At 72.8% G+C, this 15817-nt stretch carries 14 protein-coding genes; 3 read left to right on the top strand and 11 right to left on the bottom strand.

All coding sequences use genetic code 11. The features are described 5' to 3' along the window. The first annotated feature begins 37 nt into the window (after positions 1-37). Complete coding sequence (locus tag I5071_RS01740; RefSeq protein WP_236520118.1) at positions 38-271, top strand: hypothetical protein; 234 nt, start codon at positions 38-40, stop codon at positions 269-271. Here I5071_RS01740 and I5071_RS01735 read toward each other — a convergent pair whose 3' ends face one another. The 4 genes from I5071_RS01735 to I5071_RS01720 all read right to left on the bottom strand — a co-directional run bounded on the left by I5071_RS01735 (position 272) and on the right by I5071_RS01720 (position 6578). After that, positions 272-1075: an alpha/beta fold hydrolase gene (locus I5071_RS01735; protein WP_236520117.1), complete on the bottom strand. Its 804-nt coding sequence runs from the start codon at positions 1073-1075 to the stop codon at positions 272-274. A 32-nt stretch (positions 1076-1107) separates the two neighbouring features. Next, the gene (locus I5071_RS01730; RefSeq protein WP_236520116.1) at positions 1108-2676 is read right to left on the bottom strand and encodes a putative metal-binding motif-containing protein; all 1569 of its coding nucleotides are present in this window, start codon (positions 2674-2676) and stop codon (positions 1108-1110) included. Next, positions 2673-4268, bottom strand: a complete 1596-nt coding sequence (locus I5071_RS01725) for a putative metal-binding motif-containing protein (RefSeq protein WP_236520115.1) — start codon at positions 4266-4268, stop codon at positions 2673-2675. The genes I5071_RS01730 and I5071_RS01725 overlap by 4 nt, the downstream gene beginning before the upstream one ends. A 219-nt stretch (positions 4269-4487) precedes the next feature. Continuing rightward, entirely contained in the window at positions 4488-6578 is a 2091-nt protein-coding gene (locus I5071_RS01720) for a M3 family metallopeptidase (RefSeq protein ID WP_236520114.1), read from the bottom strand. A gap of 57 nt (positions 6579-6635) precedes the next feature. Here I5071_RS01720 and I5071_RS01715 point away from each other — a divergent pair, with 57 nt between their 5' ends. Beyond that, the gene (locus tag I5071_RS01715) at positions 6636-7250 is read left to right on the top strand and encodes a hypothetical protein (RefSeq protein ID WP_236520113.1); all 615 of its coding nucleotides are present in this window, start codon (positions 6636-6638) and stop codon (positions 7248-7250) included. 143 nt (positions 7251-7393) lie between these two features. On the opposite strand, the gene I5071_RS01710 is transcribed toward I5071_RS01715, so the two are convergent. From I5071_RS01710 to hemC, 4 genes are all read right to left on the bottom strand, one after another. Further along, positions 7394-8743 carry a hypothetical protein gene (locus tag I5071_RS01710; protein ID WP_236520112.1) on the bottom strand — a complete coding sequence of 450 codons (1350 nt, stop codon included), beginning with the start codon at positions 8741-8743 and terminating at the stop codon, positions 7394-7396. Positions 8744-8766: 23 nt separating this feature from the next. Then, on the bottom strand, positions 8767-10335 hold the full coding sequence (locus I5071_RS01705) for a hypothetical protein (RefSeq protein ID WP_236520111.1): 1569 nt from the start codon (positions 10333-10335) through the stop codon (positions 8767-8769). A 113-nt stretch (positions 10336-10448) separates the two neighbouring features. Then, positions 10449-10931 carry a hypothetical protein gene (locus I5071_RS01700; protein WP_236520110.1) on the bottom strand — a complete coding sequence of 161 codons (483 nt, stop codon included), beginning with the start codon at positions 10929-10931 and terminating at the stop codon, positions 10449-10451. Between the two features lie 62 nt (positions 10932-10993). Next, positions 10994-11977 (bottom strand): hydroxymethylbilane synthase, encoded by a 984-nt coding sequence (hemC, locus tag I5071_RS01695; protein ID WP_236520109.1) that lies wholly within the window; start codon positions 11975-11977, stop codon positions 10994-10996. A 64-nt stretch (positions 11978-12041) separates the two neighbouring features. On the opposite strand from hemC, the gene I5071_RS01690 reads away from it, so the two are divergent. After that, complete coding sequence (locus I5071_RS01690) at positions 12042-12752, top strand: SIMPL domain-containing protein (protein ID WP_236520108.1); 711 nt, start codon at positions 12042-12044, stop codon at positions 12750-12752. On the opposite strand, the gene I5071_RS01685 is transcribed toward I5071_RS01690, so the two are convergent. From I5071_RS01685 to I5071_RS01675, 3 genes are all read right to left on the bottom strand, one after another. Then, complete coding sequence (locus I5071_RS01685) at positions 12753-13385, bottom strand: hypothetical protein (protein ID WP_236520107.1); 633 nt, start codon at positions 13383-13385, stop codon at positions 12753-12755. It lies immediately after the preceding gene. Between the two features lie 103 nt (positions 13386-13488). Then, on the bottom strand, positions 13489-14835 hold the full coding sequence (gene hemA / locus I5071_RS01680; protein ID WP_236520106.1) for a glutamyl-tRNA reductase: 1347 nt from the start codon (positions 14833-14835) through the stop codon (positions 13489-13491). Continuing rightward, positions 14835-15641: a cytochrome C assembly family protein gene (locus I5071_RS01675; RefSeq protein WP_236520105.1), complete on the bottom strand. Its 807-nt coding sequence runs from the start codon at positions 15639-15641 to the stop codon at positions 14835-14837. Before I5071_RS01675 ends, hemA begins: the two co-directional genes overlap by 1 nt. Positions 15642-15817: the final 176 nt, after the last annotated feature.

Raw genomic sequence — 15817 nt, 5'->3', positions numbered from 1 at the left:
ACTTCGCACCCGAGCCGCGGCAGTGGTACGAAAAGGTGTGCTGCGCCGCCTGATCAGCGCCGCGCTCTCGCTCGTCGGGCTCGCGGTGGTCGCGTACGTGTGGTTCTTCGTGCCGCTCGGACAGCGCACGTTGCACGAGCACGCGATGCGCATCGCCGCGACCGAGCCTGCGCAGGAGCTGGGCTCGGAGGCGCGCGACGCGACCGAGCGCGTGGTCGAGCACGTCGAGGGCGAGTGGCGGAGCCGCTACGGCGACGCCGGCGTGCCGTGATCACGAAGGCGCGAAGAACTCGCTGACCAGCGCCGCGACCTCCGCGGGTCGCTCGGTCGTGAAGTCGTGCCCCGCGCCGTGCAGCACCTCGAGGCGCGCGCGCGGGATCGTGCGCGCGATGCGGTGGCTGTTCATCGGCGGGATCAGACGATCGCGATCACCGACGACGACCATCGTGGGCGCGCGCACGCGGTGCAGGTGCTCGCTGGTGTCGTGCATGCCGGCGGCGAGGAGCTGGCCCGCGAGCGAGAGCCGGTTGCGCGGCTCGCTCTCCGCGATCGCGATCCACTCGTCGAGGATCTCGGGTCGGCGCGCGAGCGCGTCGGGATCGATCGCCCACTTCATCGTGAGCCGGATCTGATCGGCGACCGAGACGTTCGCGGTGCGCAGGAAGCCGAGGATCGCATCGCTCGGCGTCCGGTGCGCACCGGACCCGCCCATCGTCGTCGCGCCGAGCACGAGGCGCTCGACGCGGCCGGGATGACGCAGCACGAGCTGCTGCGCGATCATGCCGCCGAGCGAGAGGCCGAACACGTTCGCGCGATGGACACCGCTCGCCGCGAGCACCGCCGCGACGTCGTCGGCCATGTCGGCGGTGGTGAAGCCGGGGACCGGCGCGTCGCTGCGACCGACGCCGCGGTTGTCGAGCACCAGCACGCGGAAGCGCGGCTCGAGCAGCGGGCGGATGTCGTACCAGTAGCGGCTCGAGCGCGAGAGCCCTCGGATGAGCAGCAGCGGCGGCCCCGCCTCGTTCCCGGTGAGCTCCCAGTAGAGGCGCACTCCGCGCCGGATCGCGAACGGCATCGGCGCGACGTTGAACCGTATTGGCACGCGCGTCAACGGCAGGCGTAGCGCTCGCAGTTGGTCCCGATGCCCGGCGTGCAGCCGCCCGCGTCCCGACACTCGCCGTCGTAGAACGCGCAGTCCTGCCAGGCGACGTACTGCCCGCACGAGAACTCGCTGCCGGAGTACGAGCGCCCGTACACGCAGCCGTCGCCGGTCGCGTTGGTCAGGCAGCCGGCGTTGTTGCGTCCGGCCTCGGTCACGCCGTCGCAGTCGAAGTCGAACCCGCCGACGCCGCTGCGCGGATCGCCGAACGCGCCGGTCTGACCAGGGAACGCGCGCGCGTCGAGATCGTCGCAGTCGGTCGTCGTCGCGCTCGAGGGCGCGAGGCTCGTGGTGCCCGCCGGGCACGTGGGCCCGCAGCGCGACATCGCGAACGCGCTCGGGGGCGCGAAGCCGTCGCGATCGCCGTCGGCGTAGCACTGCACGGTCGTGCCCTCGTCGACGTCGCCGTCGCAGTCGTCGTCCTCGCCGTCGCACGTCTCGGGCGCGGGGCCGACCTCGCCGACGCACGCGCCCCACGAGTCGCCCGCGCACGACTGGATGCCGCGCGTGCACACACCCTCGTCGCTGCCACACGCGCGGAACCCGACGTCGCACGTGCAGCCGTCGTCGGGCGCGCCGTCGCAGTCCTCGTCGAGATCGTTGCCGCAGATCTCGTCGCGCGGCGGCACGCCGCACGCGCCCCAGACGCCGTCGACGCAGGTCTGGTTGCTCGCGGCGCACGAGCCCGGCAGCGGACAGGTGCGCGACGCGCCGTCGGCGCACGCGCAGCCCGCGGGCGGATCGTCGGGCGCGCCGCTGCAGTCGTCGTCGACGCCCTCGCCCTCGCACGCGTCGTAGGCGCCGGGATGGATCGAGCCTTCGTCGTCGTCGCAGTCGTCGGCTGCGCGCGCGAACCCGATCGGCGCGCTGCACGCCCGTCGCGTCTCCGCGCCCTCGCGCGCGTCGCCGTGGCCATCGCGATCGGCGTCGATCACGAACGTGATCGTGACCGTCTCGTCGACGAGCGCGTCGCAGTCCTGATCGCGCTCGTCGCACACCTCGACCGCGTCGGGTCGCACGGCGGCGCGACCGTCGTCGCAGTCGTCGCCGCACGTCGATCCGTTGCAGCACGCGCCGTCGAAGAAGCCGTCGTCGTCGGCGTCGCGCTCGCCGAACGTCGTCGGGTCGCAGTCCTCGTCGCGATCGTCGGGATCGCAGACCTCGGTCGCGCCGGGGAACGCCTCGGGATAGGCGTCGTCGCAGTCGTCGCCGCCGCACTCGACGGCGCGCGCTCCGTCCTGGTCGGCGTCGCGCGTGGCGAGGCAGTCGGTCGCGCACGACTCGCGATCCTCGTCGCACACCTGGAGCGCGCTGCAGGGCGCGCGTCCGGTCACGCAACCGCGAGCATCCGCGCCCTCGCGATCGGGATCGCAACGCTCCGCGCCGTTGCAGAAGGTTCCGTCGTCGCACTCGTCGTCGCTCGTGCACGCGCGGAACGCGTCGGTGCCGCCGTCGATCGCGGGAGATGGATCGCCACACGCGACGAGCACGAGCGCGAGGAGGAGCGTCGATCTCATCGGCACGCCACGCGGTTCTGGTCGCCGCAGTCCTCGGCCGGGCCGCACACGAAGGCCTGCTCGCAGTGCGTCCCGCTCGAGCCATTGCTCATCGGCGCGCACACGAGGAAGGTCGTCTGCGATCCGCACGGGCCCGGGGCAGCGATGCCCTCGTCGGCGACGCACCCGCCGCTTCCGTCGTCCGCGCACGAGCTCAGGATGAACGACGTGATCGTCGCCGCGCCGCTGCAGTCGAAGTCGAAGCCGCCGGAGGCGCGCGGGGTTCCGAAGCCGTTGGTCTGACCGGGGAACGCGCGCCCGTCGCCGGGATCGCAGTCGCGCTGCGCGACGCTCGCGGGATCGCGCGAGGTGGTCCCCGCGGGGCACGAGGTCCGGCACATCGCGGTCACCGCCGCGGTGAGCGTGGCGTAGCCGTCGCCGTCGCCGTCCTCCCAGCACCGGAAGAACACGCCCTCGTCGACGGTGCCGTCGCAGTCGTCGTCGATCTCGTTGCAGGTCTCGGGCGTCGGATCGATCGCGTCGAAGCACGCGCTCCACGCGCCGTCGGTCGCGCAGACCTGCACGCCGCGCTCGCACGCGCCCACGTCGATGCCGCAGAAGCGCACCGGCTCGTCGCACGTGCAGCCGTCGTCCGCGGCTCCGTCGCAGTCCTCGTCGAGCCCGTTGCCGCAGACCTCCTCGGTCGCGATCACCGCGCACTCGGGCCACGTGCCCGCGACGCAGGTCTGGGTGCTCGCGCCGCACGCGCCGGGCAGCGGACAGGTGCGCGACGTGCCGTTCGCGCACGCGCAGCCGCCGGGCGGATCGTCGGCGGTGCCGCTGCAGTCGTCGTCGACGGTGCCATCACAGCGATCGTATGCGCCGGGGTGCACGCTCCCGATCGTGTCGTCGCAGTCGTCGGCGACCTCGGCGTATCCCGCGGGCGGCGCGCACGCGAGCACCGTGTCGGTCGCGTCCTCCGCGCCGTGGCCGTCGCGATCTCCGTCGCGGACGTAGCGCACGAGCACGGTCTCGTCGGTGTCTTCGTCGCAGTCGTCGTCGCGCTCGTTGCACGCCTCGACCTGTCCGGGGAACACCGCGTCGTCGGAGTCGTCGCAGTCGTCGCCGCAGCGATCGCCGTTGCAGCACGCGGCGTCGAGGTGATCGTCGCCGTCGGCGTCGCGATCGCCGAACGTCGTGGGATCGCAGTCCTCGTCGAGCCCGTCGGGATCGCAGACCTCGGTCGCGTCGGGACGCACGTCGGCGCGGGTGTCGTCGCAGTCCTCGCCGCCGCAGTCGATCGCGTCGGCGCCGTCTCCGTCGGCGTCGGTCGCGACGGCGCAGTCCTGGCGGCAGCGATCGGCCTCCTCGTCGCAGACCTGATCGTCCTGACACGCGGCGCGATCGGGCGCGCACCCGCGCGCATCGGCGCTCGGCGAGCGCGGCAGACAGAGCTCTTCGCCGTTGCAGAAGGCTCCGTCGCCGCACTGCTCGTCGCTCGTGCACACGACGACTGCGTCGGTCGCGGCATCCGGTGCTGGATCGTCGGGATCCCCGCACGCGACGAGCACCACGAACGACGCGGCGATCACACCCAGAGCTCGCGCTGCCATCGGCTCGCGAGGCTATCAGAGTGTGATCGCCGTCGCGCTCGGCTCGAAGAATCGGCTCGCCCGCAGGTCCCTACCCTCCGCGCGCTTCGCGCGCTCCCGTCCGGGACCCGCGGGACGAGCACTCCGACTCAACAAATCGGCTCGCCCGCAGGTCCCTACCCTCCGCGCGCTTCGCGCGCTCCCGTCCGGGACCCGCGGGACGAGCACTCCGGCAAGGGCTCAGGTCGCGTCCGGCATCTCGCCCGGCGCCGTCGGCGGGAGCAGCCCGTTGCGCTCGAGCAGCGCGTTCAGGTCGGGCTCGCGCCCCATGAAGTCGACGAAGAGCTTCATCGGCTCGTCGGCGTCGCCGCGCGAGAGCAGCTTGTCGCGGAACTCCGCGCCGACCTGCTCGCTGAACAGGCCCTCGCGCTGGAAGCGCGAGAACGCGTCGGCGTCCAGCACCTCGGCCCACTTGTACGAGTAGTACCCGGCGGCGTAGCCGACCGGGTGCGCGAAGAGGTGCGAGAACCCCGTGATCATCGCGTAGCCGCCCGGCAGCGAAGTCGTCGCGAAGCGCTCCATCACGCGCCGCGCGTACTCCACGACGTCGCCGTCCTTCTTCACGTCGTACACGCGGTGCAGCATCAGATCGACGGTCGCGAACCCGAGCTGGCGCATCTGCGCGGTCGCGGCGCGATAGCAGCGCGCGCGCTGCATCTTCTCGAAGAGCTCGCCGGGGATCGTGCTGTCCTTCTCGACGTGGCGCGCGAAGAGGTCGAGCGCCTCACGCTCCCACGTCCAGTTCTCCATGATCTGCGAGGGCAGCTCCACGAAGTCCCACGCGACGTGGGTGCCCGCGAGGCTGCGCACCGGCACCCGCGAGAGCAGGTGGTGCAGCAGGTGCCCGAACTCGTGGAAGAGCGTCTCCACCTCGTCGTGCGTGAGCAGCGCGGGCTTGCCGTTCACCGGCGGGCTCGCGTTCGCGCAGAAGAGCCCGAGGTGCGGCGAGAACCCGCCGCCGTCGATCGGACCGCCGGTGATCAGCCCGGCCATCCACGCGCCACCGCGCTTGCTCTCGCGCGGGTAGAGGTCGACGTAGAACGCGCCGATCTGCTCGCCGCGCTTCGGGTCGCGCACCAGGAACGTGCGCACCGAGGGATCCCACGTCGGCGCGTTCTCCCACGGCTCGACCACGATGCCGTAGAGGCGACGCGCGATGTCGAACACGCCCTGCAGCGCGCGCTCCGCGGGGAAGTACGGGCGCAGCGCCTCCTCGTCGAAGTCGTAGAGCGCCTTGCGCTGCTTCTCCGACCAGTACCCGACGTCCCACGGCTGCATCGAGCGCGCGCTCGCGCCCTCGGCCTTCTTGCGGAACGCCTCGAGGTCCTGCTTCTCGCGCTCGAACGCGTCACGGGTCTTGCCCTCGAGCTCGGCCACGAACTTCGCCGCGTCGGAGCCGGTCTTCGCCATGCGATCGCAGAGCACGAGGTCCGCGAAGTCGTGGCGCCCGAGCAGCTTCGCCTTCGCCTTGCGCAGCTCGAGGATGCGCAGGAGGTGCGGGCGGTTGTCGAACTGCTCGCTGCTCGCGCGCGTGTTGTACGCCCACCAGATCTTCTCGCGGATCTCCGCGTCGTCGAGATAGGTGAGCACCGCCATGACGCTCGGCGCCTGGAGCGTGAAGCGCCAGCCCTCGACGCCCTTCTGCTGCGCGCTCGCGCGCGCCGCTTCGCGCGCGCTCTCGGGCAGGCCCGCGAGCTTCTTCTCGTCGGTGACGATCAGCTCGAACGCGTTCGTCGCGTCGAGCAGGTTCTGCGAGAACTTCGTGGTCAGCGTCGACAGCTCGACGTCGATCGCCTCGAGCTGCTTCTTGCCGTCCTCGTCGAGGTCCGCGCCGGCGCGACGGAACTCGTCGATCGTCTTCGCGAGGTGGCGCGCGCGGATCGCGTCGAGGTGCTTCGCGTCGTCGGTCCCGGCGTACGCGCGCAGCACCTCCCAGAGCTTGGGATCGAGCGGGATCGACGTGTAGAACGCGCTGACCTCGGGCTTCACGTCGTTGTACGCCTCGCGCAGCGCGGGCGTGGTGGCGACCGACTCGAGGTGCGAGACGACGCCCATCGCGCGCGAGAGCGCTTCCGTCGCATCGTCGAGGGCGCCCAGGGTGGTCGCGTAGGTGCGCGGCGCGGTGCGCTCGCCGATCTCACGGATCGCGGCGCGCGCGCGGGCGAGCAGCGTCGTGACCGCGGGGCGCACGTGCTCCGGGCGGATGCGGTCGAAGGGGATGCGGATCGAGTCGAGCTCGAGCAGCGGATTGTCGTTCGCGGCCTGCGTCATGGCTGGTTGGGGTGATATCCATAGGACCCCAGCCGTGGCAACGGGAGGACCTCTCGCATGGAGCGCGCGCTCAGGCCGATCGCTCTCCGGACCCTGATCGGCACCGAGCCCGGCGCGCTGCTCGCGGGCGCGACGATCGTGCTCGCGCTGCACGAGCGCGGGGTGTCGATCGAGCTCGCCACGGCCTGCGAGGACCCGCTCGCCGCGCCGCTCTCGAGGGCGCTCGCGGCGCGCGGCCTCCCCGGCGCGATCGCGCGCGTGGAGACCCTCGAGGGCGCGATCGCGATCGGCGGCGCGCGGCTGCTCGACGACCCGCGCGCGCCGAGCGCGGCCCGCCTCGCGCTGGTCGGTCTCGGCGCCGAGGCGTGCGAGGGGATCGATCCCGCGCGGGCCCACGCGCGCCTCGCCGCGCTGCTCGCCGAGGGCGCGCTCGTCGATCGCACGCCGCTCTTCCCGCTCGACCCGCTGTGCCGCGCCTGGCTCGAGCTCGTCGAGGACGTGCACCACGCGCTCGGCCCCGCGGCGCAGCGCCCCCTCGTCGACGCGATCCGCGCCGCGCTCTTCGGACGCTGGGGATCGGTCGCAGTGAACCTCGCGGCGAGAGAGCGCCCCGCGCAGGTGTCGCTCGAGACCGCGACGATCGTGTGGATCGACCCGACGCGCATGCGCTGAGGTCAATTGGGGCCCAGAAGCCCCATTCACCTCGATGCATCTGCCTCCATCGGGGGTAGCCGGCCCCAATTGCTCGATGCATCGACCTCGTGCGAGGTCCGGAGCGTCGCTCGCCTCGCTCCACGAGCCGCGCGACCCCTCGATCAGAGCCGACCGCTCAGCGTGACGACGCCACCGCCCTCGGTCGGGGCGGCCCCGAGCCGCAGATCTTCGAGCGCCGCGATCCGATAGGCGCGGTCGTCGCCGCCGCCGAGCACCTCGGTGAGCAGGAACGCGAGCGCGAGGCCGCCGATCGAAGTGCCCACGCCGACCATGCCGAAGAGCGAGGGCTCGCTCTGCGCGATCAACGCGACGAGACCGGCGACGACCGTCCCGCTCGCGAACCCGAGCGTGAGGAGCCAGCCCCGCGCGGCGTCGGCGCGAACGCCCGCGCCCGCGAGGACTCCGGCGGTGACGACGCCGAGCACGAGACCGCCAGCGCCCAATGCGAACGCGGTCGGCCCATCGGTGCTCGCAGCGGCGGCGGCGAGGAGCCCGAGCCCCGTGCCCCAGAGCCCGGCGGTCTCGACGAAGCGCACGTGCTGCACCGAGGGCGAGAGCCCGAGCCCGATCGTCGCGCCGACGAGCACACCGCCGAGCCCACCTGCGAGCGGCAGGAACGCACGCTGCGCGATGCCGCTCCGACGATCGGTGTCGATCGGCGCGAGCACGGGATCGAGCGCGCCCCAGAGCAGGAAGCCGAGCGACATCCCGTACCGGATCGAGACCGCGAGCGTCGACGGAACCCCGCGCCGGAGCCCGTCGTCCGCGTCGATCGCGATGGTCCCGAGCGCGAGCAGCGACGCGCCCCCGATCACGCTGAGCGCGTACCAGCCGTCGTCGTCCAGCGCGAGCGCGTACGGGACCCAGAACCCCGCGTAGCCACCGAGGATCCCCGCGCTCACGTAGAGGTCGACGAGCTCGCCGTCGCTGCGGCGCGAGGGATCGGGCGGCGATGGTGGCGGTGTCGGCGGCGCGGGCTCGGCGCGGGATGCGGGCCGATCGAGACGGCGGCGCAGCACGTCCCGCAGCGCCGCCGCGCGCCGCGCGAGCTCGGTGTCGCGATCGACGTTCGCCAGCACGTGCTCGACGCGCCGGAGCGCGAGCTCGTGATCGTCGAGCTCGGCGCGCTCGACGAGCGGCGCGAGCACCACGTCGCGCATCAGCGCGCCGATCGACGGCCCATCCCCGAGCTCCCTCTGCGCCGCATCGATCACGATCGCGGCGCGAGCCTCGAGCCAGGAGCCCGCTGGCACACGCTCGCGCACCCACTCCGCGCGCGCCCATCCGAGCAGCGCGCGCCCTCGCGCGACGTCGAGCTCCGCGGCATCGACCAGCGGAGCGAGCACGTCGTCGACGGCAACGTGCGACGCGTACGCGTCGGGCGCTGGCGGCGGTGGCTGCGCGTGCGCGCCGGACGCCACGAGCACGATGAGCGCGACGAGCGCGCCCACCGTGGTCCTGGATCGACGCGCGATCAGAACTGACCGCTCAGCGAGAAGACGCCGCCGCCCTCGGTCGGGCCCGCGCCGATGCGCAGATCGCGCATCGGGTCGAAGCCCGCGCGCTGCTCCTGCGCACGACGCTCGCGCATGCGCTCGTCCATGCCGTCGGTGAGGATGAACGCGGTGACGAGGCCCGCGACCGACGTGACCGCCGCGACCGCGCCGAAGATGCGGTAATCGAAGTCACCGGTGCCCGCCGCGGCGAGCGCCGGGACGATGGTGCCCGCGCCCGCGCCGATCGCGAAGCCGAGCGTCATCAGCCAGCCACGGCGCGCCGACACGTCCACGCCCGCGCCCGCCATGATCGACGTCGTCAGCAGCCCGACGCCGAGCCCGGTCGCGGTGATGCCGAAGCCCTGCGACGAGTCCTCCGCCGCCGCGATCGCGCAGAGCAGGCCGAGGCCGGTGCCCCAGATGCCGCTCGTCTCGACGAAGCGCACGTCGTCGGTCGAGGGCGAGGTGCCGTAGCCGATCACCGCGCCGAGCAGACCACCGCCGAGGCCGAACGCCATCGGCAGCGCGGTGCGCTCCGCCCAGCCGCCGCGGTTCTCGGGGCCCTCGCAGAACGAGCAGGTCGGATCGCTCGAGGGCAGGCGCGTGGACGAGAGGATCGGATCGAGCGCGCCCCACATGAGGAAGCCCATCCCGAGGCCGTACCGGATGCCCATGCTGATCGAGGGGCCCACGCCGGTGCGCAGCCCCTCGCCCGAGTCGAGCCCGGCGACCAGCAGCGCCATCACGCCGCCGCCCGCGAGCATCGAGAGCGAGTACCCGAGGTTCTCGGGCGAGCCACCGCTCGACGAGTCGTCGCCCTCGAGCCCGGCGGCGAACGGGATCCAGAAGCCGAGGTACACGCCGTACGCCGCGGCCGTGATGTAGAGCTCGATCGCCTCGGCATCGCCGCGGCGCGTGGGATCGACCGGCGCGACCGGCTCGGCGCTCGCCGCCGCGAGCTCGGGATCGGCCACCGGCGCGACCGGCGCGTAGCCGCCGTACGGCGCGACCACCGCGGGCTGACCGACCGGCGCGGTCGGCACCACGGCGGGCTGTCCCTGCACCAGCAGCTGCGACGCGGCGGCGCGGAGCGCCTGGGCGCGACGCGCGAGCTCACCGCCCGCCGGGACGCGCGCGAGCGCGAAGTCGAGCCGCGCGATCGCGAGCGCGTGCGAGCCCCGCTGGGTGTCCTGCTCGGCCTGCACGACCAGCGGCTCGACGAGCACCTCGGGGGCCGTCGGAGCCACCGGCGTCGCTCCCAGCGCCTGCTGCGCGACCAGGCGCACGCCCTCGGCACGCACCCGCAGCGTCGAGGTCGCGGGCAGCGTCTCGAGGACGACCTGGGCGCGCGCCTGGGCGAGCCCAGGGCGGCCCTGGGCGGCGTCGGTCTCCGCGGCCGCCAGGAGCGGCAGCACGACGTCGTCGAGCGCCACCGTCAGCGCGTAGGTGCCGGGCGCGGCCGGGGGTGGCTCCTGCGCGTGCGCGGCAGCGGCCGTGAGCGAGAGCGCGGTCAGCAGCGAGAGCGAGAGGAACGAACGTGAGCCCATATGCGTCGCGGCCTCGAGCAGCTTCTGTGCCTCGCGAATTCTCGCCGAAACACCGGGCCGAGCGCCAGCGTGTGCCAAGCACAGCACACCTCGCGTGAAGCCACGACCACGCGCTACTCGCACACCCCCGTCGCCGCGCTGCAGGTGAGCCCGCTGGCACAGGTGTCGGGAACGCCCTCGCAGACCACGGCACAGTAGCCGCGCGTCCCCCGCCCTGCGTTCATGCAGACGTACGCGCCGCACTCCGCGTCGTCGGTGCACGAGGTCGGCACGATGCAGCGCATCGTCGAGGGATCGCAGAGGAAGCCGTTGCACGCGACGGTCGAGAGATCGCCGGGTGTGCACGCGCTCCCGACGGTGGGCTCGCAGCGGAAGCCGTCACCGGTGCACGCAGCGCCGGGCGCGCACAGCGAGTCGCTCGGGTTGCCGGTCGATCCCTCGCAGTCGTCGACGCAGAGCCCGCGCGTCGGATCGTCGGGATACACCCGCTCGCACGCGAAGTGATCGGAGCACTCGTCGTCGGCGCGGCACTCCTCGGCGGAGCCACATCCGATCGAGAGCCCCAGCGCGATCACGCCCCCCACGAGCCGACCCATCGCCGTCATTCCCGCCCCCTCGTTCGTCGAGGCGCGACGGTAACGTCCGGCGCGGAGCCGGGCTAGTTGCTCGAGTAGAGCGGCGCGTAGGGATCGCTCGAGGCGCGTGCCTCGTCGATCAGCACGCGCGCGCCCTGATCGAGCAGCGACTCCGCGAGCGCGCGCCCGAGCTTGCGCGCGGTCTCGACCGACTTCTCCGGCGCCGCGACGTCGATCCACTCGTGCATGCCGCCGCGCACGATGCGCGAGCCGTCGATCGCGCCGACCATGCCGTCGATCTGCAGCGAGCCGGCCTCGATGCGCGCGTGCGCGGCGAGCGGCGTGGTGCAGCTGCCGTGCAGCGCGACCAGGAACGCGCGCTCCGCCTCCACCGCGATGCGCGTCGGGCCGTGCTCGAGCGTCGCGAGCAGCGCGCGCGATCGCGCGTCGTCGGCGCGTCCCTCGATGCCGAGCGCGCCCTGCCCCACCGCCGGGATCGAGTGCTCGACCGAGAGCACCTCGAGCTTCCGATCCTGCGCGAGCCCGAGGCGCCGCAGCCCCGCGTGCGCGAGCACGATCGCGCCGTACTCGCCCTCGTCGAGCTTGCGCAGACGCGTGCCCACGTTGCCGCGCAGCACCGAGAACGCGACGTCGTTGCGCGCCGCGTGGAGCTGCACCGCGCGCCGCAGCGACGAGGTGCCCACGCGCGTGCCCGCCTCGAGATCGAAGAAGCCCTCGCCGCTCTTCGTGATCACGACGTCGTGCGGATCTTCGCGCTCCGGCACGCAGATCAGCTCCATCCCCGCGGCGAGCTTCTCGGGCACGTCCTTCATCGAGTGGACCGCGATGTCGGCGCGGCCGTCCTCGAGCGCCTGCTCGACCTCGGTCACGAAGAGCCCCTTGCCGCCCACCTTCGCGAGCGGCACGTCGAGCACACGATCGCCCTGCGTGACGAGCTGCACTTCTTCGATCTCGATCCCGGGCGACGCGGCGCGGATGCGGTCCGCGACCCAGCGCGTCTGAGCGAGCGCGAGCGGCGAGCGACGGGTGGCGATGCGGAGCTTCATCGCGCCGAAATGTGCCTTGATTCGCGTCTTGGATCGAGCGTTCTCGTTCCCATGTGGGGCGCCCATGAAACGGCTCATCGGGATCGCGGCGCTGCTCGGGCTCGCCGCGTGTGCGCATCCAGGCGCCGCGAGCACGACGTTGGTGCGCGAGGACGTCGGCATCCAGGTCACGGGCCAGGGCGAGTCCGAGGCGCGGCCCGATCTCGCGGTGGTGCGCGTGGGGATCGAGTCGCGCCGTCCGAGCGTCGCCGAGGCGCGCGAGTCCGCGGCGCAGGCGACGAGCGCGATGATCGCCGCGCTGCGCGGCGCGGGCATCGCCGAGGATCGCGTCCAGACCGCGAGCCTCTCGATCACGCCGGAGTACGAGTACACGGAGCAGGGCCAGCGCCTGCTCGGCTACACCGCGCGCAACCAGCTCGAGGTGCGCATCACCGAGATCGATCGCGCGGGCGAGGTGATCGACGCGGCGGTCGGCGCGGGCGGCGATCAGGCGCGGCTCGAGAGCGTGACGCTCGAGGTGACCGATCCCAGCGCGGCCCGGGCCGAGGCGCGACGCGAGGCGATGGACGCCGCGCGTCGCGACGCTTCGCAGCTCGCGGAGCTCGCGGGCGTCGAGCTCGGCGCGCCGATCGCGATCGAGGAGACGATCGCGGACGAGGGCCCACGTCCCTTCGCGGCGCGCATGGAGGCCGCCGATGCGGCGACCACCACGCCGGTGCAGCCCGGCACCACGCGCATCCGCGTGCACGTCCGCGTTCGCTACGCGGTCCGGTGATCAGCGCGCTGCGGTCTCCTCCGCTTCGTCGCGCTCCGCGGAGAACGCGGGGAGATCGGCGTCGACGACCAGCGGCGTCGCGACCGACTGCGAGAACCGCAGCGTCTGCTCGAGCCCCTCGGCGCCCGGCGGCATGCCGACCACCACGACCGAGACCAGGTCGTAGCGACCGCTCTCCGAGAGCGCGCACGGCAGCACGTGGTTGATCGCGTAGCCCTGACCGGGCTGCAGCTCGAGCAGCGACGCGGTCACGAGCTCGAGCGCGCCCTCGTCGCAGCCGTGGACGAGCAGGCCGTTCTGGTAGATCGACGCGTGCACCCAGACGCGCTCGAGCGTGATCGGATCGGCGCTCGCGTTGTGCACTTCGAGGCGCACGACGTAGCCGTTCGCGTGATCCTCGTCGATCACGCCCACCGGCGACTGCGCGAACGCGCGGAGCGAGATGTCCTCGTCACGCGCGGGCCGCGTCGCGCCCGGCACCGGCGATCGCGAGACGGGTTGGGAGAGCCTCTCTCCGCCCGGCGCGTCCGTCTTGCCGGCGCTCGTGCGCACCTCGTTCGCGCTCCCACCGCCGCACCCCGAGAGCGCGGCAACCAACGCCGCCGCGACGAGCGGCGCAGACCCCTTGCGCATGATGCTGCCTCCTATGCAGGCGCAAATGGGCCCGTGTACGACACCGCCAAGCGTGGTTCTCAGCCTCGCGACGGTGCGCCACGAGCCTCGGGCGTCGCGAGGCTCAGGTCGCCGATTTCTTCGCGGCAGCGGCGGGCGGAGGCGGCTCGGAGGGCATCGCCGGGGCGATGCGCGACACGCTCGCGCCCTCGGCCGCGGCCTCCTCCACCGGGAAGAGTCGACGCACCACGGCGAGCACCTGACCGTCGCCCGCTTCGCCCGCCTTCTTCAGCTCGGTGAGCGGCTGGTGCAGCAGCTTGTTCGTCGCCGCGTCGAGCATCTTCTCGAGCGCCGCGCGATCACGCGCCGCATCGCCGGACAGGCGCGGCATCGTGCGCTCGAGCTCGGCCGCGAGCACCTCGCGCACGTGTCGCCGCAGCCCGACGATGATCGGCTTGAGGTCGAGCTGCTTGCGCCACTCCTCGAAGGTACGCGCCTCGACGTCGACGATGCGCTCCGCGGCCTCGGCCTCGCGCTTGCGCGCCGTGAGGTTCTCCTGCGCGACCTTCTGCAGGTCGTCGACGTCGTAGACGAACACGTTCTCCATGTCGCCGACGCGCGGATCGACGTTGCGCGGCACCGCGATGTCGATGAGGAAGAGCGGGCGGTACTTTCGCGCGCGCACGACCTCCTTCATCAGGTCGGTCGTGACGACGAAGCGATCGCTCGACGTGCTCGCGATGGCGACGTCGGCGAGCGCGAGCTCACCCGGCAGCTCCGAGAGCGAGCGCGGCTCTCCGTCGCACGCCTTCGCGAGCTCGAGCGCGCGCTCGCGGCTGCGGTTGAGCACGAAGAGCTTCGCGCCCTGCTTGCGCAGGTGCTTCGCCGCGGACTCGCCCATCTTGCCCGCGCCGATCAGCAGCACGCGCTTGCCGTTCAGGTCGCCGAAGATCTTCTTCGCGAGGTCGGTGGCGATCGAGCTCACGCTGACCGAGCCCGACGCGATGCCGGTCTCGGTGCGCACCCGCTTCGCGACCGCGAACGCCTTCGCGAAGCAGCGATCGAGCAGGCCACCGATCACACCGGCCTCGGTCGCCGCGGCGTACGCCTCCTTGAACTGACCGAGGATCTGGGGCTCGCCGACGACCATCGAGTCGAGGCTCGACGCGACGCGGAACGCGTGACGCACCGCCTCCGCGCCCGAACGCTCGTAGAGATGCGGATCGAGCGCGCCGTCGGGCATGCGCGCCGCGAGCACCTCGCGCGCGCGGCGCACGCCGGTCGAGTCGGCCGCCACGCCGTAGACCTCGACGCGGTTGCACGTCGAGATCATCACCGCCTCCGCGAGGTGCGCGCGCTCGGCGAGCTCCTTCACGTGCTTGGGCAGCTCGCCGTTCGGGACCGCGAGCTTCTCGCGCAGCTCGACCGGCGAGCTGCGGTGCGAGAGCCCGATGACGAAGATCTCGGCCATCAGCCGCCGTCCCCGCGCACGACGTAGCCCACGAGCACCGCGCAGGCGCAGAGGAATCCGAGCATCGTCCCGATCGCGGCGCGCCTCCCGCGCCATCCCACCGCGACGCGCAGCAGCAGCACGCCCGCGAAGAGCAGCCAGGCGAGCACGCCGATGGTCTGCGTGGCGCCGATCGTCGGCGCGCTCGGATCGATGCGCACCGCCCAGAACGTCCCGGTGATCACACCACCCGTGAAGAAGAGGAAGCCCACCACCACGAGCCGGAACGAGAGCTGATCGAGCACGTCGAGCGGAGGCAGGCGCTGGTAGAGCCCGCCGAGGTTCTTGCGACGCAGCTGGCGCTCCTGGATCACGTACGCGAGAGCCGCCGCGAACGCGAGCGCGAAGCCGACCAGCCCGAGCACGTTGCTCACGACGTGGATCGGCAGGATCGCGGAGCGCATGCCCTCGCCCACCACCGCCACGCCGCGCCGGAAGCCCGCGCCGAGGAAGAGCAGGAGCGTGACCGGAGTGATGAACGCACCGAGCACGAGCAGACGCGGCTTGCCGCGCACCGTCGCCAGGTAGCCGAGCACCACGAGCAGCGACGCGACCGCGAGCGCCTGGTGGATGTCCGCGATCGGCACGTTCCCCGCCGCGACGAAGTCGACCGTCAGGAACGCGAGGTGCGAGACCACCGCGACCCCGAGCACCGCGGTGCCGCCGCGCGCGAGCTGCTGTCCGTCGCGCGCGAGGAACGCGAGGTAGAGCGAGCCCGCGAGCAGATAGAGGACGGCGGTGATCGCGAAGAGGATCGTCAGCGTCATCGTCGAGCCCTCCGTCGGGCCGGCCTCACCGCGCGTCCAGCGAGCACACGCCGGAAGAGTGTCGCGAAAACCATCGGCGAGCGAGCGCTCAGAGACTGTCGAAAAAATCGGCTCGCCCGCCGGTCCTACCGTCCGCGCGCTTCGCGCGCTCCCGTCCGGGACCTGCGGGACGAGCA

The organism is Sandaracinus amylolyticus (assembly GCF_021631985.1).
GTDB lineage: Bacteria > Myxococcota_A > Polyangia > Polyangiales > Sandaracinaceae > Sandaracinus > Sandaracinus amylolyticus_A.
This window is presented reverse-complemented; position numbering and strand designations above follow the sequence as displayed.

Coding starts and splice junctions, on each gene's coding strand:
- I5071_RS01700 (WP_236520110.1), bottom strand. CDS start 10,931: ATGGGTCGGCTCGTGGGGGGCGTGATCGCGCTGGGGCTCTCGATCGGA.
- I5071_RS01720 (WP_236520114.1), bottom strand. CDS start 6,578: ATGACGCAGGCCGCGAACGACAATCCGCTGCTCGAGCTCGACTCGATC.
- I5071_RS01690 (WP_236520108.1), top strand. CDS start 12,042: ATGAAACGGCTCATCGGGATCGCGGCGCTGCTCGGGCTCGCCGCGTGT.
- I5071_RS01675 (WP_236520105.1), bottom strand. CDS start 15,641: ATGACGCTGACGATCCTCTTCGCGATCACCGCCGTCCTCTATCTGCTC.
- I5071_RS01715 (WP_236520113.1), top strand. CDS start 6,636: ATGGAGCGCGCGCTCAGGCCGATCGCTCTCCGGACCCTGATCGGCACC.
- hemA (WP_236520106.1), bottom strand. CDS start 14,835: ATGGCCGAGATCTTCGTCATCGGGCTCTCGCACCGCAGCTCGCCGGTC.
- hemC (WP_236520109.1), bottom strand. CDS start 11,977: ATGAAGCTCCGCATCGCCACCCGTCGCTCGCCGCTCGCGCTCGCTCAG.
- I5071_RS01685 (WP_236520107.1), bottom strand. CDS start 13,385: ATGCGCAAGGGGTCTGCGCCGCTCGTCGCGGCGGCGTTGGTTGCCGCG.
- I5071_RS01705 (WP_236520111.1), bottom strand. CDS start 10,335: ATGGGCTCACGTTCGTTCCTCTCGCTCTCGCTGCTGACCGCGCTCTCG.
- I5071_RS01730 (WP_236520116.1), bottom strand. CDS start 2,676: ATGAGATCGACGCTCCTCCTCGCGCTCGTGCTCGTCGCGTGTGGCGAT.
- I5071_RS01725 (WP_236520115.1), bottom strand. CDS start 4,268: ATGGCAGCGCGAGCTCTGGGTGTGATCGCCGCGTCGTTCGTGGTGCTC.
- I5071_RS01735 (WP_236520117.1), bottom strand. CDS start 1,075: ATGCCGTTCGCGATCCGGCGCGGAGTGCGCCTCTACTGGGAGCTCACC.